The sequence below is a fragment of the Pseudoblastomonas marina genome, from assembly GCF_034374265.1.
Classification (GTDB): domain Bacteria; phylum Pseudomonadota; class Alphaproteobacteria; order Sphingomonadales; family Sphingomonadaceae; genus Alteriqipengyuania_A; species Alteriqipengyuania_A marina.
Genome location: NZ_CP139718.1, coordinates 765,698 through 791,796 on the forward strand (window position 1 = coordinate 765,698; position 26,099 = coordinate 791,796).

25 protein-coding genes are annotated in these 26,099 nt (G+C 65.0%); 10 read left to right on the top strand and 15 right to left on the bottom strand.

Going from position 1 to position 26,099, the window contains the following annotated elements:
• The first annotated feature begins 10 nt into the window (after window positions 1-10).
• On the top strand, window positions 11-1,816 hold the full coding sequence (locus T8S45_RS03715) for an acyl-CoA dehydrogenase C-terminal domain-containing protein (RefSeq protein ID WP_322294730.1): 1,806 nt from the start codon (window positions 11-13) through the stop codon (window positions 1,814-1,816).
• A 71-nt stretch (window positions 1,817-1,887) separates the two neighbouring features.
• On the opposite strand, the gene cysK is transcribed toward T8S45_RS03715, so the two are convergent.
• The 5 genes from cysK to tyrS all read right to left on the bottom strand — a co-directional run bounded on the left by cysK (window position 1,888) and on the right by tyrS (window position 8,059).
• A complete protein-coding gene (gene cysK / locus T8S45_RS03720; RefSeq protein ID WP_322294731.1) occupies window positions 1,888-2,811 on the bottom strand; it encodes a cysteine synthase A in 924 nt (307 codons plus the stop codon).
• On the bottom strand, window positions 2,808-4,136 hold the full coding sequence (locus T8S45_RS03725) for an MFS transporter (RefSeq protein WP_188641694.1): 1,329 nt from the start codon (window positions 4,134-4,136) through the stop codon (window positions 2,808-2,810). The genes cysK and T8S45_RS03725 overlap by 4 nt, the downstream gene beginning before the upstream one ends.
• 57 nt (window positions 4,137-4,193) lie before the next feature.
• Entirely contained in the window at window positions 4,194-6,317 is a 2,124-nt protein-coding gene (locus T8S45_RS03730) for a TonB-dependent receptor (protein WP_322294732.1), read from the bottom strand.
• Between the two features lie 90 nt (window positions 6,318-6,407).
• Window positions 6,408-6,752, bottom strand: coding sequence for a PilZ domain-containing protein (locus T8S45_RS03735; protein WP_188641696.1), 345 nt, complete (start codon window positions 6,750-6,752; stop codon window positions 6,408-6,410).
• A 74-nt stretch (window positions 6,753-6,826) separates the two neighbouring features.
• Window positions 6,827-8,059, bottom strand: coding sequence for a tyrosine--tRNA ligase (tyrS, locus tag T8S45_RS03740; protein ID WP_188641697.1), 1,233 nt, complete (start codon window positions 8,057-8,059; stop codon window positions 6,827-6,829).
• 32 nt (window positions 8,060-8,091) lie between these two features.
• Between tyrS and T8S45_RS03745 the strand changes: the two genes are divergently transcribed.
• From T8S45_RS03745 to T8S45_RS03755, 3 genes are read left to right on the top strand one after another with little or no spacing between them, the layout of a single operon-like run.
• A complete protein-coding gene (locus tag T8S45_RS03745; RefSeq protein WP_188641698.1) occupies window positions 8,092-8,640 on the top strand; it encodes a DOMON-like domain-containing protein in 549 nt (182 codons plus the stop codon).
• Window positions 8,637-9,836 (top strand): exo-beta-N-acetylmuramidase NamZ family protein, encoded by a 1,200-nt coding sequence (locus tag T8S45_RS03750; protein WP_322294733.1) that lies wholly within the window; start codon window positions 8,637-8,639, stop codon window positions 9,834-9,836. Before T8S45_RS03745 ends, T8S45_RS03750 begins: the two co-directional genes overlap by 4 nt.
• Window positions 9,833-11,008 (top strand): JmjC domain-containing protein, encoded by a 1,176-nt coding sequence (locus T8S45_RS03755; RefSeq protein WP_322294734.1) that lies wholly within the window; start codon window positions 9,833-9,835, stop codon window positions 11,006-11,008. The genes T8S45_RS03750 and T8S45_RS03755 overlap by 4 nt, the downstream gene beginning before the upstream one ends.
• A gap of 50 nt (window positions 11,009-11,058) precedes the next feature.
• Here T8S45_RS03755 and T8S45_RS03760 read toward each other — a convergent pair whose 3' ends face one another.
• The 3 genes from T8S45_RS03760 to T8S45_RS03770 are packed head-to-tail and all read right to left on the bottom strand — an operon-like array spanning window position 11,059 to window position 13,520.
• Window positions 11,059-11,916 (bottom strand): DUF817 domain-containing protein, encoded by an 858-nt coding sequence (locus tag T8S45_RS03760; RefSeq protein ID WP_322295184.1) that lies wholly within the window; start codon window positions 11,914-11,916, stop codon window positions 11,059-11,061.
• Between the two features lie 7 nt (window positions 11,917-11,923).
• Window positions 11,924-12,307, bottom strand: a complete 384-nt coding sequence (locus T8S45_RS03765) for a hypothetical protein (RefSeq protein WP_188641701.1) — start codon at window positions 12,305-12,307, stop codon at window positions 11,924-11,926.
• 31 nt (window positions 12,308-12,338) lie between these two features.
• Complete coding sequence (locus T8S45_RS03770) at window positions 12,339-13,520, bottom strand: vWA domain-containing protein (protein WP_322294735.1); 1,182 nt, start codon at window positions 13,518-13,520, stop codon at window positions 12,339-12,341.
• Window positions 13,521-13,605: 85 nt separating this feature from the next.
• On the opposite strand from T8S45_RS03770, the gene T8S45_RS03775 reads away from it, so the two are divergent.
• A complete protein-coding gene (locus T8S45_RS03775; RefSeq protein WP_188641703.1) occupies window positions 13,606-15,006 on the top strand; it encodes a methyl-accepting chemotaxis protein in 1,401 nt (466 codons plus the stop codon).
• A 61-nt stretch (window positions 15,007-15,067) separates the two neighbouring features.
• On the opposite strand, the gene T8S45_RS03780 is transcribed toward T8S45_RS03775, so the two are convergent.
• The 3 genes from T8S45_RS03780 to T8S45_RS03790 form a co-directional block, all read right to left on the bottom strand.
• Window positions 15,068-15,919: an AAA family ATPase gene (locus T8S45_RS03780; RefSeq protein WP_188641704.1), complete on the bottom strand. Its 852-nt coding sequence runs from the start codon at window positions 15,917-15,919 to the stop codon at window positions 15,068-15,070.
• 64 nt (window positions 15,920-15,983) lie between these two features.
• The gene (parE, locus tag T8S45_RS03785) at window positions 15,984-17,966 is read right to left on the bottom strand and encodes a DNA topoisomerase IV subunit B (RefSeq protein ID WP_322294736.1); all 1,983 of its coding nucleotides are present in this window, start codon (window positions 17,964-17,966) and stop codon (window positions 15,984-15,986) included.
• Between the two features lie 56 nt (window positions 17,967-18,022).
• On the bottom strand, window positions 18,023-19,198 hold the full coding sequence (locus T8S45_RS03790) for a penicillin-binding protein activator (RefSeq protein WP_322294737.1): 1,176 nt from the start codon (window positions 19,196-19,198) through the stop codon (window positions 18,023-18,025).
• Between the two features lie 22 nt (window positions 19,199-19,220).
• Here T8S45_RS03790 and rsmI point away from each other — a divergent pair, with 22 nt between their 5' ends.
• The 4 genes from rsmI (at window position 19,221) to T8S45_RS03810 (ending at window position 22,094) form a co-directional block, all read left to right on the top strand.
• On the top strand, window positions 19,221-20,063 hold the full coding sequence (gene rsmI / locus T8S45_RS03795; RefSeq protein ID WP_229658092.1) for a 16S rRNA (cytidine(1402)-2'-O)-methyltransferase: 843 nt from the start codon (window positions 19,221-19,223) through the stop codon (window positions 20,061-20,063).
• Complete coding sequence (locus tag T8S45_RS03800) at window positions 20,063-20,428, top strand: YraN family protein (RefSeq protein ID WP_188641707.1); 366 nt, start codon at window positions 20,063-20,065, stop codon at window positions 20,426-20,428. The genes rsmI and T8S45_RS03800 overlap by 1 nt, the downstream gene beginning before the upstream one ends.
• 1 nt (window position 20,429) lies before the next feature.
• Complete coding sequence (gene gshB, locus T8S45_RS03805) at window positions 20,430-21,407, top strand: glutathione synthase (protein WP_322294738.1); 978 nt, start codon at window positions 20,430-20,432, stop codon at window positions 21,405-21,407.
• A 66-nt stretch (window positions 21,408-21,473) separates the two neighbouring features.
• Entirely contained in the window at window positions 21,474-22,094 is a 621-nt protein-coding gene (locus tag T8S45_RS03810; protein WP_188641709.1) for a DedA family protein, read from the top strand.
• Here the strand turns inward: T8S45_RS03810 and T8S45_RS03815 are convergent.
• The gene (locus T8S45_RS03815; RefSeq protein WP_322294739.1) at window positions 22,091-22,987 is read right to left on the bottom strand and encodes a tyrosine recombinase XerC; all 897 of its coding nucleotides are present in this window, start codon (window positions 22,985-22,987) and stop codon (window positions 22,091-22,093) included. The genes T8S45_RS03810 and T8S45_RS03815 overlap by 4 nt on opposite strands.
• The gene (gene hemW, locus T8S45_RS03820; protein WP_322294740.1) at window positions 22,984-24,135 is read right to left on the bottom strand and encodes a radical SAM family heme chaperone HemW; all 1,152 of its coding nucleotides are present in this window, start codon (window positions 24,133-24,135) and stop codon (window positions 22,984-22,986) included. Before hemW ends, T8S45_RS03815 begins: the two co-directional genes overlap by 4 nt.
• Window positions 24,136-24,181: 46 nt before the next feature.
• Here hemW and T8S45_RS03825 point away from each other — a divergent pair, with 46 nt between their 5' ends.
• Window positions 24,182-24,730, top strand: a complete 549-nt coding sequence (locus T8S45_RS03825) for a CAP domain-containing protein (protein ID WP_322294741.1) — start codon at window positions 24,182-24,184, stop codon at window positions 24,728-24,730.
• Here the strand turns inward: T8S45_RS03825 and rdgB are convergent.
• On the bottom strand, window positions 24,711-25,340 hold the full coding sequence (gene rdgB / locus T8S45_RS03830) for an RdgB/HAM1 family non-canonical purine NTP pyrophosphatase (protein WP_322294742.1): 630 nt from the start codon (window positions 25,338-25,340) through the stop codon (window positions 24,711-24,713). The two genes, T8S45_RS03825 and rdgB, sit on opposite strands and share 20 nt — an antisense overlap.
• Entirely contained in the window at window positions 25,337-26,056 is a 720-nt protein-coding gene (gene rph / locus T8S45_RS03835) for a ribonuclease PH (protein ID WP_188641714.1), read from the bottom strand. The genes rdgB and rph overlap by 4 nt, the downstream gene beginning before the upstream one ends.
• Window positions 26,057-26,099: the final 43 nt, after the last annotated feature.

Below are 26,099 nucleotides of genomic sequence, written 5' to 3' on the forward strand. Positions count from 1 at the left end.
GGAGTTCCCGATGCCCCGCTATACCGCCCCCGTCCGCGACACCAATTTCGTCATCAACGAGATCCTCGAGCTCGAGAAATACGGTAACCTGCCGGCCTTCGCCAATGCCACGCCCGACATCGTTTCGGCGGTGCTCGAAGAAGGCGGCAAGTTCACTGCCGAGGTGCTTTTCCCGCTCAATCGCGTCGGGGACGAGCAGGGCTGTACGCGCCACGAGGATGGTTCGGTGACCACGCCCGAAGGCTTCAAGGAAGCCTTCGACCAGTTCCGCGAAGCCGGGTGGGGGACGCTGACCGCGCCCGAGGAATTCGGCGGCCAGGCTATGCCGCACGTGATCGGTTTCGCGATGGAGGAGTTCATGTCCTCGGCGAACCAGGCCTTCGGCATGTATCCGGGCCTCACCAATGGTGCGATCGCCGCGATCCTCGCCAAGGGCTCGCAGGAGCAGAAGGAAACCTACGTGCCCAAGATGGTGTCGGGCGAATGGACCGGCACGATGAACCTGACAGAGCCGCATTGCGGCACCGACCTCGGCTTGATCCGGACCAAGGCCGCGCCGCAGAAAGACGGCAGCTACGCGATCACCGGGACGAAGATCTTCATCAGCTCGGGCGAGCACGACATGGCGGACAACATCATCCACCTCGTCCTCGCCAAGACTCCCGACGCACCCGACAGCACCAAGGGCATCTCGCTCTTCATCGTGCCCAAATTCGTGCTCGACGACGACGGCAACCCGGGCGAGCGCAACACGGTGATGTGCGGCTCGATCGAGGAGAAGATGGGAATCCACGGCAACTCGACCTGCGTCATGAACTATGACGGCGCGACAGGTTACCTCGTCGGCGAGGAGAACAAGGGTCTCGCCGCGATGTTCATCATGATGAACGCTGCGCGCCTCGGGGTCGGCATCCAGGGCCTCAGCCAGGCCGAAGTGTCGTACCAGAACGCGGTCGATTATGCCGGCGATCGGCGCCAGGGCCGCGCTCTGACTGGCCCGGCCGAACCCAGCGAGCCCGCCGACACGCTGTTCGTCCATCCCGACGTGCGTCGCATGCTGATGGACGGCAAGGCGTTTACCGAGGGCTTCCGCGCGCTGTGCTTGTGGGGTGCCCTGCAGGTCGACCTGTCGCATGCCGCCGCGAGCGAGGAAGAACGCCAGATGGCCGACGACCTCATCAGCCTGCTGACCCCGGTGATCAAGGGCTACGGCACCGACAAGGGTTACGAGATCGCGACTAACATGCAGCAGGTCTATGGCGGCCATGGCTACATCGAGGAATGGGGCATGTCGCAATATGTCCGCGACGCCCGCATCGCCCAGATCTACGAAGGCACCAATGGCGTGCAGGCGATGGACCTGTGCGGCCGCAAGCTCGCCCAGAACGGTGGGCGCGCGGTGCAGGCCTTCTTCAAGGTGGTCGACGACGAATGCGCGGCGGCGAAGGAAATCGACGGCCTCGCCGATCTCGCCGGCCAAGTCGAGAAGGCCAATGGCGAGCTCAAGGCCGCGACGATGTGGTTCATGCAGAACGCGATGGCCAATCCCAACGATCTGGGCGCGGGCGCGCATCACTACATGCACATCATGGGGATCGTCGCCGTCGGCCTGATGTGGCTGAAATCGGCGCGTGTCGCCAAGGCCAAGCTCGAGGCGGGCGAAGGCAATGCGGCGTTCTACGAAGCCAAGCTCGTCACTGCGCGCTACTTCGGCGATCGCTACACGCCCGATGCCGGCGCGCTGCGTCGCAAGATCGAGACCGGTTCGAAATCGATGATGGAGCTCTCGCCCGAGGCGTTCCAGACCGCGGCCTGATCGCCGACGTCACCATGAAAAAGGGCCGCTCCATCGGGGCGGCCCTTTTTGTTTCCGGAATTGGGGTTCGGTCAGCCTTCCTCGGGGAGGAAATCGGGCACCGAGAGATAACGCTCGCCGGTGTCGTAGTTGAAGCCGAGGATGCGCGTGCCCTTGTCGATTTCGGACGCCTTCTTGGCGATCGCGGCGAGCGTGGCACCGCTCGAAATGCCGACCAGCAGGCCTTCTTCGCGCGCCGAGCGGCGGGCCCATTCCTTGGCCTCGTCGGCCGAGACCTGGATCGCGCCGTCGATCGCGTCGGTGTGGAGGTTGGAGGGGATGAAGCCCGCGCCGATGCCCTGGATCGGATGCGGACCGGGATCGCCACCCGAAATGACGGGCGATGCCTCGGGCTCGACCGCGAAGGCTTTCAGGTCCTTCCAGGTCTTCTTCAATTCCTCGGCTGCGCCGGTGATATGGCCGCCGGTGCCGACCCCGGTGATGAGGTATGCAGGCGGGGAATCGCGGAAATCCTCGAGGATCTCCTGCGCGGTGGTGCGAACGTGGACCTCGACATTGGCCGGGTTGTCGAATTGCTGCGGCATCCAGGCGTTCTCGGTCTTCGCCATCAGCTCCTCGGCCCCGGCGATCGCACCCTTCATGCCCTTTTCCTTGGGCGTGAGGTGGAACTCGGCACCGTAGGCGAGCATCAGCCGGCGGCGTTCCACGCTCATGCTCTCGGGCATGGCGAGGATCAGGCGGTAGCCCTTGACCGCCGCGACCATCGCGAGGCCGACACCGGTATTGCCGCTGGTCGGCTCGATGATCGTGCCGCCGGGCTTGAGCGAGCCGTCCTTTTCCGCCGCCTCGACCATGGCGAGCGCGATCCGGTCCTTGATCGAGCCGCCGGGGTTGGCGCGTTCGGACTTCACCCAAACCTCGTGATCGGGGAACAGGCGCGACAGGCGGATATGCGGCGTGTTGCCGATGGTGGCGAGGACGTTGTCGGCTTTCATGGAGTGTGCTCCTGCAATCGTTCTTCGGGGGTCTCTTCGTCCAATGCTTCGGGCGGGTCGAAGGTCCTCGTCTTACGTAGGACGGGAAAGAGCCCTGTCCAGAGCGCCACCGTGGCGATCGCACCGACGCCGCCACTGACGACTGCGAGCACGGGGCCGAAGAGGAAGGCGAGGCTGCCCGAGAAAAAGTCGCCGAATTCGTTCGAAGCGGAGATCGTCAGCAGGCTGACCGCCGAAACCCGTCCGCGCTTGTCGTCGGGCGTGTGGAGCTGAATCAGCGACTGGCGGATGTAGACCGAGAACATGTCCGCCGCGCCGACGATGAATAGCATGGCGAGGCTGAGCGGCATCGAGGTCGACAGGCCGAACACGATCGTCGCGGCCCCGAACACGGCGACGGCGACCAGCATCTTGGGGCCGACATTGGTCTTGAGCGGGCGGAACGAAAACCACGCTGCGGTCACCGTCGCTCCGATCGCAGGAGCCATGGCGAGCTGCGCGAGGCCGGTCTCGCCGACCTGGAGGATATCGCGGGCATAGACCGGGAACAGGGCGGTCGCTCCGGCGAGGAACACCGCGAATAGGTCGAGGGTGATCGCGCCGAGCACCATCTTGTTCCGCACCACGTAGTGCAAACCGTCGACGATTTGTCCGATCGGATGTTTCGCCCCGGGGATCGGGCTGCGCGGGACCTCGCCGATACGGCTCAGGAAAACGATCGCACAGGCGAACAAGCCCGCCGCCACTGCGTAGGGAAGGAACGGCATGATGGCGTAGAGATAGCCGCCGATCGCCGGGCCGACGATCATCCCGCTCTGCCAAGCGATCGAGGACAGCGCGATCGCGTTGGGCAGGATCGCCTTGGGCACGAGGTTGGGGGCGAGGGCCGACAGCGCCGGGCCGTTGAAGGCGCGGACCACGCCGAGCACCACGGCGATGCCGAACAGCCAGAACAGGCTGACCGAATCCTGCCAGGTCACGAAGGCGAGCGCCCCGGCACAGGCGAGCTGGAGCAGGACCGTCAGCCGCGCGAGGTTGCGGCGATCGAGCCGGTCCGCCGCCAGTCCCGAAAACGGCGTGAGCACGAAGAGCGGAAGAAACTGAAGCAGGCCGATCAGCGCCAGTTGGCCCGACGCCTCGCCCACGCTCATCCCGCCATCCCGCGCCAGCGTATAGGTCTGCCAGCCGATGATCAGCATCATCGCATACTGGCCCAGCGTCATGGTCAGGCGCGCGAGCCAATAATTGCGGAAATTGGCGATCCTCAGCGGGGACCCGCCTTCGGTCGCCGTGCTCGATCCGGCAGGGGAGGCGGGTTCGCTCATTACCGCGCCATGGCAGGCCGTTCGGGGCTTGCCAAGGGCGCGGCGAGAGCGGAGGCGCTAGAAGCGCAGCTTGGCGGTCAGACGGATGTCGCGGCCCGCGATCGGCAGGAAGTCGCGGGTGAAGCTGGTCGCGCGTCGACCGACTTCGTCGAAAAGGTTGTCTCCGACCAGCGAGAGCGTCAGCGCCTCGTTGTCGGCCAGCGGCTGCCAGGTGATCGCGGCATTGACCAGCGTGTAGGCTGCGACCGGAGCGGCGCCGGGTTCGACCCGGTCCTGTTCAAAATTATGTTCGACATCCGCGCTCACGCGGAATGCGCCCGCTTCGGCGCGCAGTCCGCCGCTCAGCTGGAATGGCGGGATGCGCGGGACCGGGAGATTGCCTTCGCGTTCGGCATGGACGAATTCCGCCGCCGCCTCTGCGGTCAGCGAGAACGCTTCGGAACGGATGAGCGGGACCGCGCCATCGAGCTCGAAGCCGGTGAACCTGGCGGGCACCTGCCGGTATTCGAAGATCGGGAAGCCCTCGTCCTCCGCACCGCTGTCGAAGGCGGTGATGAAGCCGTCGAAATCGATGTGGAAGCCGGTCGCGCTCAACCTGAAACCGTTCGCCTCGTAGCGGGCATAGGCCTCGAACTGGTTGCTCGTCTCCTGGCCGAAGTCGGGATTGCCGACTTCGATGGCCTGGGTCGCGACATGCAAGCCGTTCGACAGGAGTTCGGAATTGGAAGGCGCACGTGCGCCCCGGATATATTGGGCCCCGACGATAAGGTCGTCGTCGAGGAACCGGTAGGCAACGCCCAGGGCACCCGAAAAGAGGTCGAACTCGCGCGAGACGCCGAGCTGGCGATTCTCGATCGAATCCTTCTGGTAGCGGGCCGCCGCATCGAGGGTCAGCGCGCCGATGTCGACAGCCTGAAGCGTAAACAGCGCGAAATTGCGATCGCGGCTGCCCGGGAAGAAGGCTTCCTCGCCGACGATCTCGAGGTCGCTCGAGGTGTAGCTCGCGCCGACATGGCCGTGCCAGCCATTGCGGTCGCGCTGGACGAGGTCGATCCGGCCCTCGAAAGCTTCGCGATCAAAAGTCGTGCCGACCTCGTCGCCCTCGAACTCGATATGATCGTATTCGGCGTAACCGAAGCGCAGCAGCGCGCTTTCGAAGAACCCGTCGAATTCGAGCGTGCCGCGGAAATCGTAGCGGGTCTGCTGTAGGTCGATCGAGACCGGGGCCTCTTCTTCTTCCCCGCCTTCCTCTTCTTCATGCGCATGTCCGCCCCCGGGGCGGCCCGGCACGCCGTAGCGCGTATCGTAATGACGCGCCGAGAATCCGAAGGTGCCACGATCGCCGATATAGGCGAAGCCGCCACCGAACGAGGTCGCCTCGGTGAAGGTGTTGGGTACGCGGTCGGTAGCGTTGGCGGCCTCTTCGAGCTCTGCGGCTTCGTCGGGATGGCCTTCCTCGCGCTCTTCTGCCGCATCGGCGAGCAGTTCGGCGCGGAACGCGTCGCTGACCAATCGGCCCCCGACCCTGAGGTCGTCGCTTTCGCTGAAGGAGCCATCGACGTGGAACACGAAGCCGCTCCCGATCGCGGCTTCGGCCGATCCCGACAGTGCGCGGAAGTCGGCGGCGCTGCCATAGGAGGCCAGCGCATCGATACGAAAACCGCCCTCGGGCAATTCCCGCGGAATGCGGCGATCGATCACGTTGACCGCGCCGCCGATGGCCTCGCCACCGAAGAGCAGCACCGCAGGACCCTGGACGACGTCGATGTGGTCGACGATCAGCGGATCGATAGTGACACCGTGGTCGACTGAGATGTCGGCGGCGTCGATCGAGCCGATCGAATCGATCAGGAGCTTGACGCGCTCGCCGTCGAACCCGCGGATGACGGGGCGCGACGCGCCCGGCGCGAACCCGCTCGTCGACACGCCGGGAAGGGTGTCGAGTACCTCGCCGATCTGGGTATCGAGTTCCGTGACGATCGCGTTCTCGTCGAGCGTGCGGACGTTTTCGAGCAGCGTACTGTCGGGCAGGGCCCCGGTGATGACGATCTCCACCGGTTCGCTGCCGTGCTTGTGATCGTCGCTACGCTGGTCCGTTTCTCCCACATCCTGTGCGAAGGCGGCGGGGGCGAGGGCGGTCGAGGCGAGAAGGGCGATGCCCAGTCTGATCGTGGTGTCCATGCACCCCAATTAGCGTGATGATATATTATCTCAAGGGCCCGACGGGCGTTCGTCGAATGCTTATCGCCGTTCGTCGCAATTTCGCGAAATTCAGACCGCCCGCGGCGAGCGCAGGCGCGGATTCGGCTGGACCTCGTCGATCAGCCGGTTGAAATCGTCGACCCGGATGATCCGTTCGAACTGGAAGCCGGCGCGATCGTCGGTCTGCCAGATGAGATGGGCCTCGATCTGGCCGACGACCGGAAGGCGGATCGTCACGCGTTCGCCGCGCCCGAGCTCGGTCTGGCCGTCGATCATGAATCCCTGGGCCGAAAGGTTGACGATATGCATGTGCACGTCGCCCGCGGCACGGTGCTCCCCGATCACCTTGTGGCTCACCGGGTGGCGTGCCGCCCGGCGTTTATCGGTAACAGAAAGCTGTGCACCAGCACCCATCGCGACCGCTCCTTGTTCAAAATATCGCGCGACTCGTTCTGGTCTAAATTCGCCAACAAACGGTAAAGACGGCCCTATTGAGGGACGAGGATCCCGTGCCGCTTCTTGCCCACGCTTAGGCGATGGGTGCCGCCGGGAGCGACGCGCAGGAGGCGCTGGGGATCGTCGATCCGTTCGTCGTCGAGCTTGACCGCGCCTTCCTTGACCTTGCGTTTCGCCTCGCCGTTGGAAGCGGTCAGGCCGAGCGCGGTGCAGGCCATCACCACGGTGATTCCCTCGTCGGCGACCGGTAGCGTCGGGAGGTCCTCGCCCATTCCGCCCTCGTCGAAGGTCGACTGCGCTGTCTCGCGGGCCGAGCGCGCGGCGGCTTCGCCCCGCACCAGCTTGGTGACTTCGTCGGCGAGGACGATCTTGGCTTCGTTGATGTCGCGTCCCTCGAGCGCCTCGAGCCGGGCGATCTCGTCGAGCGGGAGGTCGGTGAACAGCTTGAGGAAACGCCCGACGTCGCGGTCGTCGACATTGCGCCAGTACTGCCAGAAATCGTAGGCCGGGAGCTGGTCCTCGTTGAGCCACACAGCGCCAGCCGCGGTCTTGCCCATCTTGGCGCCGTCGGCGGTGGTCAGCAGCGGGGTGGTGAGCCCGAACAGTTCGCGCCCGTCCATCCGGCGGGCGAGCTCCATCCCGTTGACGATATTGCCCCACTGGTCGCTGCCGCCCATCTGCAGGCGGCAATCGTAGCGCTGCGCCAGCTCGCGGAAATCGTAGGCCTGGAGGATCATGTAGTTGAATTCGAGGAAGGTCAGCGGCTGCTCGCGCTCCAGCCGGAGCTGGACCGAATCGAAGGTCAGCATGCGGTTGACGGTGAAGTGCGGGCCGACATCGCGCAGCAATTCGATATAGCCGAGCTGGCTCAGCCACTCGTCATTGTTGACGAGGATCGCGTCGGTCGGTCCGTCGCCGAACGTGAGCAGGCGCTCGAAGACCTTGCGGATCCCGGCGATATTGGCGTTGATTGCCGCTTCGTCGAGAAGCTTGCGGCTTTCGTCCTTGCCCGAGGGATCGCCGACCTTGGTCGTCCCGCCACCCATCACGACGATCGGCTTGTGCCCGGCCTGCTGGAGCCGGCGCAGCATCATGATCTGCACCAGGCTACCGATGTGGAGGCTGGGCGCGGTTGCGTCGAAACCGATATATCCCGGGACGACCTGAGTGGCGGCGAGGGCGTCGAGGCCTTCCGCGTCGGTCGTCTGGTGGATATAGCCGCGGGTCTGCAGCACGCGCATCAGGTCGGATTTGTAGTCGGTCATGATGCGAAGCGCGCTACCACGAGGCGGGATCGATGCAAACGCAAACGCATGAATTGGTGCCGCACCCGGCGCATCCCCCGGCGCAGGTCCGCGGCGTCAGCGCCAAGGTGATCGGCCATGACGCCAACTGGTTGCGCCTGCGCTGGCGGATCGAGGGCAGTGGTGCGCTGGTCGTGCCGGCCTTTGCGGGCAAGGGCCGCGCCGACGGGCTATGGCGCACGACCTGCTTCGAAGCATTTCTCCAGCCCGACGGCGAGAGCGGCTATGTCGAGCTCAACTTCTCGCCTTCGGAACGCTGGGCCGCCTACGATTTCAACGCCCCGCGCGAGGGCATGGCCGAGCGACCGATGCCGCGCGAGCCCGATAGCACGATGCGGCAGGGCAGCACCTTCGCGATCTTCGATGCGGCGGTCCCCGCGCAAGGCCTGCCGACGATCGCTTGCGCCATGGGATTCACCGCGGTGATCGAGGAGGAGGGCGGAATCCTGAGCTACTGGGCCCTGCAGCACGGCGGCGAGGCCCCCGATTTCCACGACCCGGCTTGCTTCACCGCGCGGCTTGCGGCACCGCCTCCTGCATGAAGAACGGTATCGACCGGCTGATCGCCGATCCCGCCCTCCGCGCCCCGCTCGACGGGCGCCGCGTCGCGTTGCTCGCCCATCCGGCGTCGGTCACCGAAGACCTCACGCACAGCCTCGATGCGCTGATCGCTGCCGGCGTCAAGGTGACCAGCGCCTTCGGCCCGCAGCACGGGCTCAAGGGCGACAAGCAGGACAACATGGTCGAGACCGCGGACGAAACCGATCCGGTCCACGGGATTCCGGTCTTCAGCCTCTACGGCGAAGTCCGGCGCCCCACTGGCCAGATGATGTCGACCGCCGACGTGTTCCTGTTCGACCTGCAGGACCTCGGCTGCCGGATCTACACCTTCGTCACCACGCTGCTCTATCTGCTCGAGGAAGCCGCCAAGCACGGCAAGAGCGTGTGGGTGCTCGACCGGCCCAACCCCGCGGGCCGGCCGGTCGAAGGTACGCTGTTGCTCCCGGGGCAGGAGAGCTTCGTCGGCGCTGCGCCGATGCCGATGCGGCACGGACTGACCATGGGCGAGATGGGCAGCTGGTTCGTCGAGCATTTCAATCTCGACGTCGACTACCGGGTGATCGGGATGGAAGGCTGGGATCCGGACGGGCCTGGCCATGGCTGGCCGGCGGACCGCGTCTGGATCAACCCGAGCCCCAACGCCGCCAACGTCAACATGGCTCGCGCCTATGCCGGGACGGTGATGATCGAGGGCGCGACGCTGAGCGAGGGCAGGGGCACCACCCGCCCGCTCGAAGTGTTGTTCGGCGCGCCAGATCTCGATGCCGCCGCGGTTCGCGCGGAAATGGAGCGCCTCGCCCCCGACTGGCTCAAGGGGTGCGCGCTGCGCGAAACCTGGTTCGAGCCGACCTTCCACAAGCACCAGGGCAAGCTCTGCTCGGCGTTGATGATCCATGCGGAGGGGCCGTTCTACGATCACGCCACGTTCCGGCCGTGGCGGTTGCAGGCGCTCGCCTTCAAGGCGATCCGCAACCTCCACCCCGAATACGAACTTTGGCGCGATTTTCCCTACGAGTACGAGTTCGACCGGCTCGCCATCGACGTGATCAATGGCGGACCCGCCTTGCGTGAATGGGTCGACGATCCGGGGAGTGAGCCGGGTGATCTCGAAGCACTCGCGAGCGCAGACGAAGCCGCGTGGCAGGAGCTGACAGCAGCAAGGATCCTGTATCAATGAGCGCGCCGACCTTCGCCGAGTTCTTGGCGCCAATGCCGGCCAATGAGTTCGTTGAAGGTTATTATGGCCGCGCACCCCACCACATTGTCGGCGGCGTAGATGCGCCTCGCGCGGCCATGATGCGGTGGCAGGAAGTATCCGACCTGGTCGGGTTGCTCCCGCAATGGCGTGAAACAGGGCTCAAACTCGTCCTGAATCGGCAGCGCGTGGCGCAGGAGCACTATGTGACGTCCCGCGAGACGGCATCCGGCAGGACGAGGCAGCCCGATCCGGGGCTGGTCGAAGTGATGATGGATCTCGGCGCCAGCTTGGTGCTCGATGGCATCGAAGACATTCGTCCCGACATTCGCAGCGTGTGCGCAATGCTGTCCAGAGAATTTGCCGCCAAGGTTGGCGTAAATCTATACGCCTCCAAACGGGGCATTCAGGGCTTTGCGAGCCATTGCGACCCGCACGAAGTGTTTGTGGTGCAGTGCGAGGGCGAAAAGGACTGGACCATATACGATCGCCGCGCCGAGGTACCGACGACCGCGACGGTGCTGCAAGACCAGGATGCTATCGAACGGAGCAAGGGAGCGCCGTTCAAGCAGGTGCGCATGCGCCCGGGCGATCTGCTATATATCCCTCGCGGTTTTTATCACGACGCGATTGCCGTGTCCGACCGATCCCTTCACCTGACGTTTGCGGTTCAACCTCTATACGGGACCGTGCTGCTCGATCTGGCGCGTGACCTCGCGCTCGACGATCCGGCCTTTCGTGAATATCTGCCGTCGGGGGAAGCCGCGCCCGAGGCATTGCAGGCGCATCTCGCGATGCTCGCCGAACGGCTTGGTTCGATATTGACCTCGAAGGGTTTTGCCGAGGACGTTGTCGTGCGGCAACGTGGGCTGCACGCTCCGGAACAGATTGCCGATAATTCCGCGCGACCCGCCCGGGCTTGGCGTCGAACGCAGGTGCCCCTGGAGATCCTTCAGCCGCTCTCCGGCTCGGTCGCGATTGCGGGAGACGCTACCTATCCGTTGGGTTATCTCGCGGAAGTGGCGCATTGGCTGGCAGGAGCATCGATGTTCCAGGATCGACAACTCCGGGCGCGGTTTTCGCATCATCCGGCTGGCGAAATCGACGCGCTACTCGAATGGTTCGCGCAGCAAAGACTGGTCGAACCGATCTGAGTGTCGAGAGACCGGGCCGGTGGCCAAATTCGGGGGATTGATCGAAAGCCCTATTGCGACTGATCGCGTTCCCTTGCCGGCTGCACCAGTTCGACCAACACGAAGCTGATCAGCATTAGCAGGAACCAGCTGCCGAGCTTGGAAAGCGAGACCATCTCCCAGCCGTCCTCCTGCCCGGGGTAGCTCCAGGCCTGGGCGAATGTGCCGATATTCTCCGCAAACCAGATGAAGACCGCGACGAGCAGCTGGCCGAGCAGTAGCGGCATCCAGCGGTGTTCGCGCCAGTTGAGAAACCAGATCCGGGTGCGCCAGAACAGCAGCACCGCGCCGGCGAACAGCGGGTAACGAATGTCGACCGTCCAGTGATGTGCGAAGAAGTTGACGTAGACCGCGATTGCCAGCAGCCAGGTCGCCCAGCGCGGCGGATAATGGCTGAAGCGGAAGTCGAAGATGCGCCAGACCCGCGCGATATAGCTGCCGACCGCGGCGTACATGAACCCCGAGAACAGCGGGACGGCGCCGATATGAAGCACGCTCGCCTCGGGATAGACCCACGATCCGGCGGCGGTCTTGAACAGTTCCATCACCGTGCCGACGACATGGAAGATCAGGATCACCAGCGCCTCGCGCGGGGTCTCCAGCTTGAAGCCGAGCATCGCCAGCTGGAGCGCGATGGCTGATAGCGTGAGAAAATCGTAGCGATGCAGCGCAGCATCGGCGGGATAGAAGAAATGCGTCGCCAGCAGGAGCGCGAGGAGCAGGCCCCCGAACAGGCACGCCCAGGCCTGCTTGAAGCCGAACAGGAGGAATTCGTAGAGCCAGCTCGGCCAGCCTGCCGGCGGCGTATACTCTTCCAGCCGCCGCCGGATGGCGACGAAACGGCTATGGCGCGTTGGAATGGCCCCTATCCGTCAGTCAGTCGTCGACCGGAATGCGTCGGAAGAGCGGGCCGTCGCTCGGCTCGGGAAAGGGGTGAATATCGTCGGGGTTGCCGTGCCGGACGAGAACCGGGCAGCCGTCGATCCGCCGGTCGACCGCCGACCATAGCGCGGCGTCGCCCGGTTCGGCGGGCTCGCGGCGCAGTTCGGGCAGGTCGCGATCGCGGCGGACCTGGCGGATGTAATCGTTGCACCGCTCCTTATCGATCCGGCCACGATCGGGGATGGTGAACTGCTCGGGTGCGCTCTCGCGAAGGACGGGGGCGGCGGGGAGCGCATCATTCGTCCCATCCGCCTCGGCGGCGTCCTCATCGGTCGCGCCGGTCAATAACAGGGGCAGCAGGGCGAGGGCGGCTCTCATGTTTTCTCTCCTGATTGCCGTAGCTTATACACTATCCCTGCTTGCGGCTCAATTCGCGCATCGCGTCGTCGAGCCCGTCGATCGTCAGCGGGTACATCCGGTCCTTCATCAGTTCGCGGATCATCCTGGTGCTTTGCGAATAGCCCCACTGCTTCTCGGGCACCGGGTTGATCCACACCGCGGCCGGATAGGTATCGGTCACACGCTTCATCCACGCGGTGCCCGCTTCCTCATTGAAGTGCTCGACCGAGCCGCCCGGATGGGTGATCTCGTAAGGGCTCATCGCGGCATCGCCGACGAACACGATCTTGTAGTCGTGGCCGAACTTGTGGAGGATGTCCCAGGTCTTGGTACGCTCGCTCCAGCGGCGGCGATTGTCCTTCCACACACCTTCGTAGAGGCAGTTGTGGAAGTAGAAGAATTCGAGGTTCTTGAACTCGCTCGTCGCGGCACTGAACAGCTCCTCGACCAGCTTGATGAAAGGATCCATCGACCCGCCGACATCGAGGAACAGCAGCAATTTCACCGCATTGTGCCGCTCGGGCCGCATGTGGATGTCGAGCCAGCCCTGCTTGGCCGTGCCTTCGATGGTCGCGTCGAGATCGAGTTCGTCCGCCGCGCCCTCCCGCGCGAAGCGGCGCAGCCGGCGCAGGGCCATCTTGATGTTGCGGCTGCCGAGCTCGCGGGTGTTGTCGAGGTTCTTGAACTCGCGCTTTTCCCACACTTTCACCGCACGCTTGTGCTTGCTCTGGCCGCCGATGCGGACGCCTTCGGGATTGTAGCCCGAATGGCCGAAAGGAGAGGTTCCGCCGGTGCCGATCCACTTGTTGCCGCCCTCGTGGCGTTCCTGCTGCTCCTCGAGCCGCTTCTTGAGCGTCTCCATGATCTCGTCCCAGTCGCCGAGCGCCTCGATCTCGGCCATTTCCTCGGGCGTGAGGAATTTTTCGGCGACCGCTTTCAGCCATTCCTCAGGGATGTCGACCGGATCCTGGCCGTAATCGGTCAGCAATCCTTTGAAGACCTTGTCGAACACCTGGTCGAACCGGTCGAGCAGGCCCTCGTCCTTCACGAAGGTCGCACGGCTCAGGTAATAGAAGGCTTCGGGGGTCTGCTCGATCACGTCGCGATCGAGCGCCTCGATCAGCGTGAGGTGTTCCTTGAAGCTCGCGGGAATGCCCGCCTCGCGCAGCTCATCGACGAAATTGAAAAACATGACCGCTCCAGTGCAAGGCTTAACCCGACGATAACCAACCTGGCTTACGCATGGCGCGCGATAACAAACAGAGAGCCAGATGCCGATGGAACTTAGCAAAATCGAGAGCGCAAGCCAGAGTGCGATCAATCGTATTCCGGAGAGCTGCGGCGAAGTGACCGTCGGTTGCACCGATGTGGCGGGGATCGTCAAAGGCGTGATCCGCTCTTCCGAGCGCCTGCGCGAGGAACAGGCCGCGCTGCAGGGCACGGTTGCCGCTCTCGAAGAGGATCAGCGCCAGGTCGCGACCTCGAGCGCCGAAGCGCGGGCCCTGTCCGAACGCGCCCGCGCCCGGCTCGACGAAGGCACCGTCCTCATCAAGGGTTCGCTCAACCAGATTACGGATCTCCTGTCGCTGGTCGATTCGCTGACCCGGCACGTCACCGATTTCACCGCCGCGATGGAGCAGGTGCGCGCCTGCTCGCAGAAGATCGACACGATCGCGGAAACCACCAATATCCTCGCGCTCAATGCCACGATCGAGGCCATGCGCGCGGGCGAGGCCGGCCGGACCTTCGCGGTCGTTGCCGACGAGGTGAAGAGCCTCGCGCGCGACACCCGCGGCGCGACAGAGGAAATCAACCACACGATCGATGCGCTCGGTGGCCAGGCCGAACGTGTGATTCAGCAGATCGAGGACGGCGCGCAGGCCAGCAGCCAGACCAAGTCCTCGGTCGCCCAGATCGAACAGACGCTGCTCGGCGTCAACGAGCTGGTCGGCGAGGTCGACCGCCAGAACGAACAGATCACCGGCGCGACCGGTACGATCAGCGACCACGTCGCACGCGTGCAGGAAGTGATGAACCAGTTCGCCAGCGCGACCGTGCGCAACGAATCGCAACTCGAAGACGCCAATCGGCGCGTCGGCGAGCTCGAGATGACGGCCAATTCGATGTTCGACCATATCGTCCATGCGGGCCTCTCACCCGAAGACAGCGAGATGGTCGAGCAGGCGAAGATTGCCGCGAACGAGGCCGCTCAGCTGATGGAATCGGCCATCGCCAGTGGCGAGATCAGTGAGGCCGACGTCTTCGACGACGATTACCAGCCGATCGCGGGCAGCAACCCGCCGCGCTACCGCACCCGCCTGATGGCCTGGGCGCATGACAACATCCGCCCGCTGCTCGATCGCTACACGGCGTCGAACCCGCGGATCGTCGCCACTGCCTGTACCGACCGCAACGGCTATCTCCCGGCGCATACCAGCGAGATGTCGAAAGCACCGACCGGCGATCTCACCCACGACACCAAATATTGCCGCAACGGCCGGATGATCCTCGACCCGATCGACCAGAAGGCCAAGGAAAGCACCGCGCCCTACATGATGGCCGTCTATCGCCAGGAAGGCGACGGGCAGACCTACCATGTCGTGCGCAACGTCTACGTGCCGATCTATATCGACGGCAAGCGCTGGGGCGACTTCGAGATCGCCTACAAGTTCAGCTAAGTTTTCCGGAGGGGAGACGAGGGGGCAAGGGCGGTTCCTGCGGGAGCCGCCCTTTTGCGTCTCAGCTCTGGCGACGCGCCATGAAGGCGAGGCGTTCGAACAGCATCACGTCCTGCTCGTTCTTGAGCAGCGCGCCGTGCAGCGGCGGGACAGCGCTGTTCGGGTTGGAGTCCTGCAGCACGTCGAGCGGCATGTCCTCGTTGAGCAGCAGCTTGAGCCAGTCGAGCAGTTCCGACGTGCTCGGCTTCTTCTTGAGGCCGGGCACTTCGCGCAGCTCGTAGAAGATCTCCATCGCCTTGGTTACGAGCGCCTTCTGGATGCCGGGGAAGTGGACGTCGATGATCGCCTGCATCGTCTCGCGATCGGGGAATTTGATGTAGTGGAAGAAGCAGCGGCGCAGGAAGGCGTCGGGCAGTTCCTTCTCGTTGTTCGAGGTGATGACGACGATCGGGCGTTCCTTCGCCTCGATCCGCTCATGCGTCTCGTAGACGTCGAAACTCATCCGATCGAGCTCCTGCAACAGGTCGTTGGGGAACTCGATGTCGGCCTTGTCGATCTCGTCGATCAGCAGCACGGGCAGTTCGGGCGAAGTGAACGCCTCCCACAATTTGCCCTTCTTGATGTAGTTCGAGATGTCGTGGACGCGCTCGTCGCCGAGCTGGCCGTCGCGCAGGCGCGCGACCGCGTCGTATTCGTAGAGGCCCTGCTGTGCCTTGGTGGTCGACTTGACGTTCCACTCGATCAGCGGTGCGTCGATCGCCTTGGCGATTTCGTGCGCGAGCACGGTCTTGCCGGTGCCCGGCTCGCCCTTGACGAGCAGTGGGCGGCGGAGCGTGACGGCGGCATCGACGGCGACCTTGAGATCCTCGGTCGCGATATAGGATTGCGTGCCTTCGAAGCGCTTGTCGGTCATGGATATCCTGTCGGTTTAATCGTCCGGTTAAGCCGATAGTTGCCTGTCCCGCGGAGCGCAACCGTCACGCGTCGATCATCTCGCGGTCGAACTCCCCGGCATTGTTCTGGATGAAGTCGAAGCGGTGTTCGGGGTTTCGGCCCATCAATCGGTCGACGAGGTCTTTCACCACCGCCCGGTCTTCGAACTCGTGGGGCAGGGTGATGCGGATCAGGCTGCGCTTGTCGGGGTCCATCGTCGTTTCGCGGAGCTGCTGCGGGTTCATCTCGCCAAGACCCTTGAAGCGGCCGACCTCGACCTTCTTGCCCTTGAAGACGGTTTCCTCGAGTTCCTTGCGATGCGCCTCGTCGCGCGCGTAGCGACTGACCTTGCCCGCGGTCAGGCGATAGAGCGGGGGCTGGGCGAGGAACAGGTGCCCCTTGCGCACCAGTTCGGGCATCTCCTGGAAGAAATAGGTCATCAGCAGCGTCGCGATATGCGCTCCGTCGACATCGGCGTCGGTCATGATGACGATCTTGTCGTAGCGCAGCTTTTCAGGGTCGCAATCCTTGCGGATGCCGCAGCCGAGAGCGAGGGTGAGGTCGGCGATTTCGGTGTTGGCGCGGATCTTGTCGGCGCTGGCCGAGGCGACATTGAGAATCTTGCCGCGGATCGGGAGAATCGCCTGAGTCTTGCGGTTGCGCGCCTGCTTGGCGCTGCCGCCGGCGGAATCGCCTTCGACGATGAACAGTTCGGTTTCGCCATCGCCTTCGCCCGAGCAATCGGTGAGCTTCCCGGGCAGGCGGACCTTCTTGGCGTTGGTCGCGGTCTTGCGCTTGATCTCGCGTTCCTGCTTGCGCCGGAGCCGCTCGTCCATCCGTTCCATCACCTGGCCGAGCAATGCCTTGCCGCGGTCCATGTTGTCCGAGAGGAAATGGTCGAAATGATCGCGCACCGCGTTCTCGACCAGGCGCGCAGCCTCCGGCGAGGTCAGCCGGTCCTTGGTCTGCGACTGGAATTGCGGATCGCGGATGAAGACCGAGAGCATGATCTCGGCGCCGTTCATCACGTCGTCGGCGGAGATGTCCTTGGCTTTCTTTACGCCGGTGAGCTCGCCGAAGGCGCGCAGTCCCTTCGTCAGGGCGGCGCGCAGCCCCTGCTCGTGCGTGCCGCCGTCGGGGGTCGGCACGGTGTTGCAGTACCAGCTGGTCGAACCGTCCGAATAGAGCGGCCAGGCGATCGCCCATTCGACGCGGCCCTGTTCTTCGGGGAAATCCTGCTTGCCGGTGAAGGGCTGCGCGGTCACGCATTCGCGCGCGCCAACCTGTTCGGCGAGGTGATCGGCCAAGCCACCGGGGAACTTGAACACCGCCTCTTCGGGCACGTCCTCGCCCGCGAGGGAGGGCGCGCATTTCCAGCGGATCTCGACGCCGGCGTAGAGATAGGCCTTCGAGCGGGCGAGCTTGAACAACCGCTTGGGCTTGAACTGGCGGTCGCCGAAGATCTCGGTGTCTGGGGTGAAGGAGACGGTCGTACCGCGGCGATTGGGCGCGGCGCCGATTTCCTCGATCTTGCCGAGCGCATGGCCCCTGGCGAATTCCTGCGCGTAGAGTTTCTTGTCGCGCGCGACCTCGACCCGGGTGTGCGAGGACAGCGCGTTGACCACGCTGACGCCGACCCCGTGCAGACCGCCGCTGGTGGCGTAGGCTTTCCCTGAGAACTTGCCGCCCGAATGGAGCGTCGTGAGGATCACCTCGAGCGTCGACTGGCCCGGATATTTGGGATGCTCGTCGACCGGGATGCCGCGACCATTGTCGGCGATCGTGAGGCGATTGTCTTCCTCGAGCACGACCTCGATCCGCGAGGCGTGGCCCGCGACCGCCTCGTCCATCGCGTTGTCGAGCACTTCGGCGGCAAGGTGGTGGAGCGCGCGATCGTCGGTCCCGCCGATATACATGCCGGGGCGCCGCCGGACGGGCTCGAGCCCTTCCAGCACCTCGATCGAGGAGGAATCATAGCTTTCGCGCGGGGTATCGGCCGCGCCGTCGTCGAACAGTCCGTCTGCCATGGTCCCGAACTACACCTTCGCGATGCCTGCGAACAAGCGCGGCGGTGCGGTTTTGCTCAGTCGACGAAGCGCGTGGGCGCGGGTTCGATAACTTCTGTAGTGTTGGCGCGGACTTCGCGCAGTTCGAACGCGCGCTCGCCGATCCCGTTCGAACCGAAGCGAAAGATCCCGTCGGTCCCGAGGAACCCTCCGCGGCCGTAGAGCCGGGTGGTGGGAAATTCGTCGCCCACGTCCCAGTCGTTGGCGATGTTCAGCGTGATCAGCACCGCATCGAAGCCGAGGGTGGCGATCCGGAATGGCCGCGTGCCGAAGCGCTGGGCATAGCTTTGCGCGAATTGCGCCCAGCGTTCGTCGGTGACCGCCGAAAACCATGCCCCGCGCAGTTCGCGCGCATCGTAGATCGCGTCATCGCCGCTCCACAATTCTGTTCCGAGGATCTGGACGTTGCTGCCGCTCGGCTTAAGTACCGGGGCGGCGATCGTCGCGAGCCGTCCACCATCGGCGATCAGCACGGCATCGTAGCCGCCCCGCTCGCGCAGCCGCATCGCGGCGCTGCGGATCGAGGTGTTGCCGCGATCGTAGCGCTCCATCCCGGCGAACGTCGCGCCGTAGGCGCGGGTGGCCGAGACCAGTCCTTCGGCCGCACGGTCGCCATAGGCCCCGGTCGGCACCAGTGCGGCGATCCGGCGGAGGCCGCGCGAGGAAGCATATCGTACCGTGTTCTCGATCGACTGCGCGGGCTGCGTTCCCATCAGGAAAACGCCTCGCTGGCCCTGCGTCGCATCGTTGGAGAACGAGATTACCGGGACGTCGTACTGTCCCGCGACGCTGGCGACCGCATCGATGTTCTCGCCCATCAGCGGGCCGAGGATCAGGCGGTTTCCGTCCGCCATCGCCTCGCGCGCGGCGGCGGCCGCACCCGGCGCGGTGTCGTAGGTGGTGACCCGGATATTCTGCGCGCCGGTGTCGATCACCGCGGTCGTCGCCGCATTGGCGATCGAAGATCCGGCGCGTTCGTTCTCGCCCGACAGCGGCACGAGCAGAGCGATCCGATGGTAGCCTTCCTCGTCGGGCAGGTTGCTCGTGGTCGCGGCCGGTTCGACGCGGACAGGCGGAGGCGCTTCGGCCGGTGCGCCCTTGGGGATGATCGAGCAGCCGCCGAGCAGCGCCAGCGCGAGCCCGGCGAGGAAGCCGCGGCGGCCCAATGGCTTGTGGCGCGCAAATCCGGTCATGACTCGATGCTCCCGATAGTCCATGAGCGGTTCCATGGGCGATCCGCTCCAACCCGGCCTCTATATTGTCGCGACGCCTATTGGCAATCTCGGCGACATCACGCTGCGCGCGCTCGACGTGCTGCGGCGGTGCGACGGCGTGGCGTGCGAGGACACGCGGGTCACCGGCAAGCTGCTCAAGCACCACGGTATCTCGCAGCCGCTGTGGCGCTACGACGATCACAGCGGCGAGAAGGATCGTGCGCGCCTGGTCGATTCGATGCGGAGCAAGGCGGTGGCGCTGGTCAGCGATGCCGGGACTCCGCTGGTGTCGGACCCCGGATATCGCCTGGTCTCCGATGCGCGCGAGGCAGGCGTGCCGATCACGACGCTGCCCGGGGCCTGCGCCGCCATCGCCGGGCTGACGCTGTCGGGGCTCCCCAACGATCGTTTCCTGTTCGCGGGATTCCTCCCGGCCAAGGAGAAGGCGCGGCGCGAAGCGCTTGACGAATTGGCGGGACTGGATGCGACGCTGGTCTTCTACGAAACCGGACCGCGGTTGACCAAGAGCCTCGCGGCGATCGCCGATTGGGACCCGCAGCGCTCGGTCTGCGTCGCGCGGGAGCTGACCAAGCTTTATGAAGAAGCACGGCGGGGATCGGCCGATGAACTGTTCGAACACTACACCGACCACCCGGCGAAAGGCGAAATCGTGTTGCTGATCGGTCCGCCCGAGGAGAGGACGGCCAGCGAGGCCGATATCGACGACCTCCTGCGCGAATTGCTCGCCGCGATGTCGCCCTCCAAGGCGGCGGCGGAGGCGGCGCGGCGGACCGGGCGGCGCAAGGCCGAACTCTATCCGCGCGCGATGGAATTGAAGGCCTGATGCCCGAATTCGCGCGCCAGCGGGCCGAGCGGCGCGGACGGCGCGGCGAGGGGCTTGCGAGCTGGTACCTGCGGCTCAAGGGCTGGCGCATCCTCGACACACGCGTGCGCAATCCGCGTGGCGAGGTCGACCTGGTGGCGAAACGCGGCAGAGTGGTCGCCTTCGTCGAAGTGAAATGGCGGCGGCACGTTTCGGATCTCGACCAGGCGATCGATGAATTCCGCCTGCGACGGGTCGCCGCGGCAGCAGGAGCCGCGGCGCACAATTACGCAAAAAACGGTGAGGACGTGCGGATCGACGTGATCCTGGTTGCACCCTGGCGCTGGCCGCGCCACATCGCCAATGCCTGGCAGCCCTGGAGTTAGCATGACACTGCGCGTCGCCGTCCAGATGGACCCGATCCAAAATATCAATATCGCGGGCGATTCGAGTTTCGCCCTGATGCTCGCCGCCCAGTCGCGCGGGTACGAAGTGTACCATTACGATGTCCGCAGCCTCGCCTGGGATCGTGGGGCGATCACCGCGCATGCCTCGCCGGTGACCGTTCAGCGCGTAGAGGGCGATCATTTCGAGAAGGGCGAGGCGCGGCGGATCGACCTCGCGAAGGATATCGATATCGTCCTGATGCGGCAGGATCCGCCCTTCGATCTCGGCTATATCAGCGCCGCCCTGCTGCTCGACCGGCTCAAGGGCGAGACGCTGGTCGTCAACGATCCGCGCGAGGTGATCAACGCGCCCGAAAAGATGTTCGTGCTCGATTATGCGCGCTTCATGCCTCCGACGCTGATCGCGCGTACGCTCGACGACGTGAAGGCGTTCCAGCGCGACATCGCCGACGAGTTTCCCGGGGGGCTGGTGGTCAAGCCGCTCCATGGCAATGGCGGCAAGGCGATCTTCCATATCGGTCCCGACGGCAAGAACCTGTCGGCGCTGTTCGAGGTATTCAACCAGACCTGGCCAGAACCTCACATGGTCCAGCCCTTCCTTCCCGAGGTGGCGGAAGGCGACAAGCGGATCGTGCTGGTCGATGGCGAAGTGGCGGGGGCGATCAATCGTTTCCCGGGCGAGGGCGAGTTCCGCTCCAACCTCGCGCAGGGTGGCCATGCCGAGAGCGCGACGCTGACCGCGCGCGAGGAGGAAATCTGCGCCGCGATGGGACCCGAGCTCAGGCGCCGCGGGCTCGTCTTCGTCGGCATCGACGTAATCGGCGGGAAGTGGCTGACCGAGATCAACGTCACTTCGCCTACCGGCATCGTCGCGATCGACAAGTTCAATGGAACGGATACTGCAGGCATGATCTGGGACGCGATCGAGCGTCGCCACGCGGCCATGGGATCAACCTGAAGCAGGCTTCAGCTTTGCCAAATCATCCAATTTTGAACCGCGTGGCGGCTCGCGCGTTGCCGCGGCATGGATGATTTCATCGTCAGCGTGGTCGAGGCGCTCGGCTATCTCGGCATCGCCCTGCTGATGGTGCTCGAGAACGTCTTCCCGCCGTTCCCGTCCGAAGCAATCATGGGTGCGGGTGCACTGGCGATCGAACGCGGCTCGATGGAGTTCTGGCCGCTGCTCGCTGCCGGAACGATCGGCACCGTGATCGGCAATTACGCCTGGTACATGGTCGGCGACCGCCTCGGCTATCGCCGCTTGGGGCCGTTCGTCGATCGCTGGGGCCACTGGCTGACGCTCGAATGGGAGGACGTCGAAGCGGCGACCGACTTCTTTCGCAGGCACGGCCACTGGGTGGTCTTCTTCCTTCGCGCGACGCCTTTCATGCGGACGATGATCTCGCTTCCCGCAGGCCTCGCCCATATGGGCAGGATCAAGTTCCTCGTCTTCACCGCGGCGGGGTCGGCAATGTGGAATGCGATGCTGATCTTTGGCACGCAATGGCTCGCGCGCACCTTCGGCGAAATCGAAGACATCGTCAGCTGGATAATCATCGCCACGATCGTGCTCGCGGTCGGCGGGTATGTCTGGCGCTACGTGACCTGGAAGCCGCGCGCGCGGCGTGGGGCCGGCGAGGGTTAGTCCTTTTCGCGCGGGTGCGCGTTGCGATAAGTATCGAGCAGCACCTTGGCGTCGACCTTGGTGTAGATCTGGGTCGAGGCGAGGCTCGCATGGCCGAGCAGTTCCTGCAGGCTGCGCAGGTCGGCGCCCTCGCCGAGCAGGTGGGTCGCGAAGCTGTGACGCAATGCATGCGGCGTGGCGGTCGACGGCAGCCCGAGCGCGGTGCGTGCGCGGGCAACCGCCTTCTGTACCGCGCCCTGGCCGAGCGGGCCTCCTCGCGCGCCGCGGAACAGGGCTCGATCCTTCGCCTGCTCGTGCGGGCAGGCGGCGACATAGGCATCGACCGCCTCTCGCAAGAGCGGCATCACCGGTACGACGCGCTGCTTGCCGCCCTTGCCGGAGATCGTGAGCACTGTTCCGAGCGGGACATCGCCGCCGGTCAGCGAGAGTGCTTCGGAAATCCGCAATCCGGCCCCGTAGAGCAGCAGGAGCACCGCCTGGTCACGCAATCCCTGCCAGTCGCTGCGGGCGAGCGCGGCGACTTGCTCCGCGAGCCCTTCCGCCTCGTCGGGCGTGACGGGACGCGGGAGACCGCGTTTTACTTTCGGACCGCGCAGCCGCGGCGCATCCGGATCTTCTTCACCTGCGCGTTCCCTCGCGAACTTGCTGAAGGCCTTGAGCGCGGAAAGTTCGCGCGCGGCGCTGGTATTGGCCAGTCCCTCGGCGCGCCGCCGGGCGATCTGTCTGCGCAAGTCGCGGGCATCGAGCCTCGCGAGGGCGTGCCAGTCGCGTGCATCGAGGTGCGCCAGCCACCGTCGTGCAGCCGCAAGATAGGCCCGCACCGTGTGCGGCGAACGCCGCTTGCCGAGCGCGAGATGCGCTTCCCACTGGCCGAGGATGTCGGCCGAATTCATACCGTCTCGGGCGCGCCGACCAGCAATTCGGCAACCACGCGGTCGAGCAGGAGCATGCCGCTTTCGGTCAGGGCGATCCGTTCCTCCGTGGCTTCGACCAGTTTCTGTTCCACCAATTGCTCGAGCTTGCGAGCGGATACGAGCGTATCGCGCGACAGGCCGAACCGCCCGGCCAGGGCGTCGAGGTCGATGCCCTCGTCGAGCCTGAGCCCCATCAACACTGCTTCCTCGGCCTGTTCGCGCAAGGGGAGGGCGCGCTCCTCGGCGATGCCATGGCCGTTGCGCGCGATCGCCGAGAGAAAGTTTTCCGGCTTGCGATGGCGCACGGTCGCGCGGCCGCCACGCCGGCCATGCGCGCCCGGGCCGATCCCGGCGAAATCGCGATAGCGCCAATAGGTGAGATTGTGCGCGCTTTCCTGCCCCGGGCGAGCGTGGTTGCTGACTTCGTAGGCGGGCAGGCCCGCCGCGCGCATCCGTTCGCGCGTCGCCGCGAACAGATCGGCGGCGCTGTCGTCGTCGAGCGGGGTGAACGCGCCACGGCGGACATCGGTTGCGAAACGCGTCCCGGGTTCGATCGTCAATTGGTAGAGCGAGAGGTGGTCGGTCCCGAGCGCCAATGCTCGCTCGAGTTCGCCGAACCATGCGTCGGCGCTCTGCCCCGGGCGGGCATAGATCAGATCGAAACTCACCCGGTCGAAATGCTCCTGCGCGATGGCAAGCGCCGCCAAGGCCTCGGCTGCCGAATGCTCGCGCCCCAGGAAATGCAGCGCTTCCTGCTCGAGCGACTGGATTCCGAGCGACACGCGGTTGATCCCCGCCAGCGCAAGCGCCGCGAAATTGTCCGCCTCGATCGATGTCGGGTTGGCTTCGAGCGTGATTTCGATACCGGGCGCGAAGCCCCACAGGCTCTCGGCTTCGGTCAGCAATGAATCGACCAATTCGGGCGGCATCAGCGAGGGTGTGCCACCACCGAAAAAGATCGATGTCAGAGGTTCATCGCATGTAACGCTCGACTCATGGCGCATGTCGGACCGCAATCCGACCCCCCACTGTTTGGAGTCGAAATTTTCCCGGACATGGCTGTTGAAGTCGCAGTAGGGGCACTTCGAGCGACAGAACGGCCAATGGAGATACAGAGCTAGCGCCATAGAAGGATTCAGGTCTCTTTAACCTGCGGAAGTCAAGTTCGTTGCCATGAGCAAAGCTCGCATTTTTCTAATCATTTCCGTCGTGCTGGGGCTCGCTGCGCCGGCGATGGCGACCCGCGGTCACGCCGATTTCGAAGCGCGGATCGTTTCTGCCCATAACGTGGAGCGCGCGCGTCACAGCCTACACGGCCTGCGCTGGAATAGCGAACTCGCGCGCGATGCGCACGACTGGGCGCAATACCTCGCGCGACACCAGCTCCTCGAACACGCCGATCGCGGGCATACCCGTGGTGCCGGGGAAAACCTCTGGATGGGAACCGCAGGCTATTACACGATCGAAGACATGATCGGCGGTTTCATCGATGAAAAGCGGCATTTCCGCCCGGGTCGTTTTCCCGAGGTCTCACGGACCGGGAATTGGGCCGATGTCGGTCACTACACGCAGGTGATTTGGCCCACGACTACCGAGGTCGGCTGCGCCGTCGCACGCGGTCGCGGTCAGGAAGTGCTCGTTTGCCGCTATTGGCCCGCCGGCAACTGGGTCGGCGACCACGTCGGGATCCAGCCGAAGCGGTCTATGCGAACAGAGCGCTGACCAGCTTGGCGAATGCATCGGCGCGATGGCTGATGCGGTGCTTTTCGGCCGGGTCCAGCTCGGCGAATGTCTGTTCGTAGCCCTCGGGCACGAACACCGGATCGTAACCGAACCCGAGTGTGCCTCGCGGCGGCCAAGTGAGCGAACCGTTTGCGCGACCCTCGAACACGGCCTGCTGTCCGTCGGGCCAGGCGATCGCGAGGACGCAGGAAAACCACGCGCTGCGATCGACCTCGGAGCCCTGTTCCGCGAGTTTGCCTTCGACTTTGCCCATCGCCATGTACCAGTCGCGCCCGGCCGGCCCCTCGAACCATTGCCGTTCGGCCCAGTCGGCGGTGTAGACCCCCGGCTTGCCGTCGAGCGCCGCAACCGACAACCCGCTATCGTCGGCCAGTGCGGGTAGCTGCGCCGCCTGCGCCGCCGCGCGTGCCTTGATCAGCGCATTGTCGGTAAAGGTCTTGCCGGTCTCGGCAGGCTCGGGAAGGGCGAGCGCGCCCGCCGAGACGCAGTCGACGCCATACGGCGCGAGCAGCGCGGAGATCTCCTTCAGCTTGCCTGCATTGTGGGTGGCAATGACGAGCTTGGAGCCGAGGGGAGGGTGCTCGCTCACGCGACGGCCTTTTCCTGCGCCTCGAAAATCCGGTCGCAGCCCATCCGCGCGAGGCGCAGCAGCCGAAGCAGGCCTTCCTCGTCATAAGTCGCGCCTTCGGCGGTCGCCTGGACCTCACCGATCTGGCCGCCTTCGAGCAGCACGAAATTGGCATCGGCGTCGGCGGCGCTGTCCTCGATATAGTCTAGATCGAGAACCGGGGTACCCTGATGGATACCGCAGCTGATCGCCGCGACTTTCGAGGAGATCGGATCTTCCTTGATCGCGCCCGATTCGAGCAGCGTGTTCACCGCGAGCCGCAGCGCGACCCACGCGCCGGAGATAGAGGCGGTACGGGTACCGCCATCGGCCTGGATGACGTCGCAATCGAGCGTGATCTGGTGCTCGCCGAGCTTCTTCAAATCGACCACGGCGCGCAAGCTGCGACCGATCAGGCGCTGGATTTCCTGCGTCCGGCCCGACTGCTTGCCGCGCGCCGCCTCACGGCTGCCGCGGGTGTGCGTCGCACGCGGAAGCATCGAATATTCGCCGGTGACCCAACCCTGGCCCTTGCCGCGCAGCCATGGCGGAAGGCGGTCCTCGACGCTGGCGGTGCACAGCACGCGGGTGTCGCCGAAACTGATCAGGCAGGAGCCTTCGGCGTGCTTGGTGAAGGCGGTTTCGATGGTGATGGCGCGCATTTCGTCGGGGGCGCGGCCGGAGGGGCGGGTGGTCATGATCGAGGAATCTCCGTGGGTGTTCGGCGCCCGCGATAGGCGC

Coding starts and splice junctions, on each gene's coding strand:
- T8S45_RS03715 (WP_322294730.1), top strand. CDS start 11: ATGCCCCGCTATACCGCCCCCGTCCGCGACACCAATTTCGTCATCAAC.
- rph (WP_188641714.1), bottom strand. CDS start 26,056: ATGACCACCCGCCCCTCCGGCCGCGCCCCCGACGAAATGCGCGCCATC.
- T8S45_RS03810 (WP_188641709.1), top strand. CDS start 21,474: ATGGATGATTTCATCGTCAGCGTGGTCGAGGCGCTCGGCTATCTCGGC.
- T8S45_RS03745 (WP_188641698.1), top strand. CDS start 8,092: ATGCAAACGCAAACGCATGAATTGGTGCCGCACCCGGCGCATCCCCCG.
- rsmI (WP_229658092.1), top strand. CDS start 19,221: ATGAGCGGTTCCATGGGCGATCCGCTCCAACCCGGCCTCTATATTGTC.
- gshB (WP_322294738.1), top strand. CDS start 20,430: ATGACACTGCGCGTCGCCGTCCAGATGGACCCGATCCAAAATATCAAT.
- T8S45_RS03755 (WP_322294734.1), top strand. CDS start 9,833: ATGAGCGCGCCGACCTTCGCCGAGTTCTTGGCGCCAATGCCGGCCAAT.
- hemW (WP_322294740.1), bottom strand. CDS start 24,135: ATGGCGCTAGCTCTGTATCTCCATTGGCCGTTCTGTCGCTCGAAGTGC.
- T8S45_RS03815 (WP_322294739.1), bottom strand. CDS start 22,987: ATGAATTCGGCCGACATCCTCGGCCAGTGGGAAGCGCATCTCGCGCTC.
- tyrS (WP_188641697.1), bottom strand. CDS start 8,059: ATGACCGACTACAAATCCGACCTGATGCGCGTGCTGCAGACCCGCGGC.
- T8S45_RS03775 (WP_188641703.1), top strand. CDS start 13,606: ATGGAACTTAGCAAAATCGAGAGCGCAAGCCAGAGTGCGATCAATCGT.
- cysK (WP_322294731.1), bottom strand. CDS start 2,811: ATGAAAGCCGACAACGTCCTCGCCACCATCGGCAACACGCCGCATATC.
- parE (WP_322294736.1), bottom strand. CDS start 17,966: ATGGCAGACGGACTGTTCGACGACGGCGCGGCCGATACCCCGCGCGAA.
- T8S45_RS03725 (WP_188641694.1), bottom strand. CDS start 4,136: ATGAGCGAACCCGCCTCCCCTGCCGGATCGAGCACGGCGACCGAAGGC.
- T8S45_RS03750 (WP_322294733.1), top strand. CDS start 8,637: ATGAAGAACGGTATCGACCGGCTGATCGCCGATCCCGCCCTCCGCGCC.
- T8S45_RS03770 (WP_322294735.1), bottom strand. CDS start 13,520: ATGTTTTTCAATTTCGTCGATGAGCTGCGCGAGGCGGGCATTCCCGCG.
- T8S45_RS03825 (WP_322294741.1), top strand. CDS start 24,182: ATGAGCAAAGCTCGCATTTTTCTAATCATTTCCGTCGTGCTGGGGCTC.
- T8S45_RS03780 (WP_188641704.1), bottom strand. CDS start 15,919: ATGACCGACAAGCGCTTCGAAGGCACGCAATCCTATATCGCGACCGAG.
- T8S45_RS03765 (WP_188641701.1), bottom strand. CDS start 12,307: ATGAGAGCCGCCCTCGCCCTGCTGCCCCTGTTATTGACCGGCGCGACC.
- T8S45_RS03790 (WP_322294737.1), bottom strand. CDS start 19,198: ATGACCGGATTTGCGCGCCACAAGCCATTGGGCCGCCGCGGCTTCCTC.
- T8S45_RS03800 (WP_188641707.1), top strand. CDS start 20,063: ATGCCCGAATTCGCGCGCCAGCGGGCCGAGCGGCGCGGACGGCGCGGC.
- T8S45_RS03730 (WP_322294732.1), bottom strand. CDS start 6,317: ATGGACACCACGATCAGACTGGGCATCGCCCTTCTCGCCTCGACCGCC.
- T8S45_RS03735 (WP_188641696.1), bottom strand. CDS start 6,752: ATGGGTGCTGGTGCACAGCTTTCTGTTACCGATAAACGCCGGGCGGCA.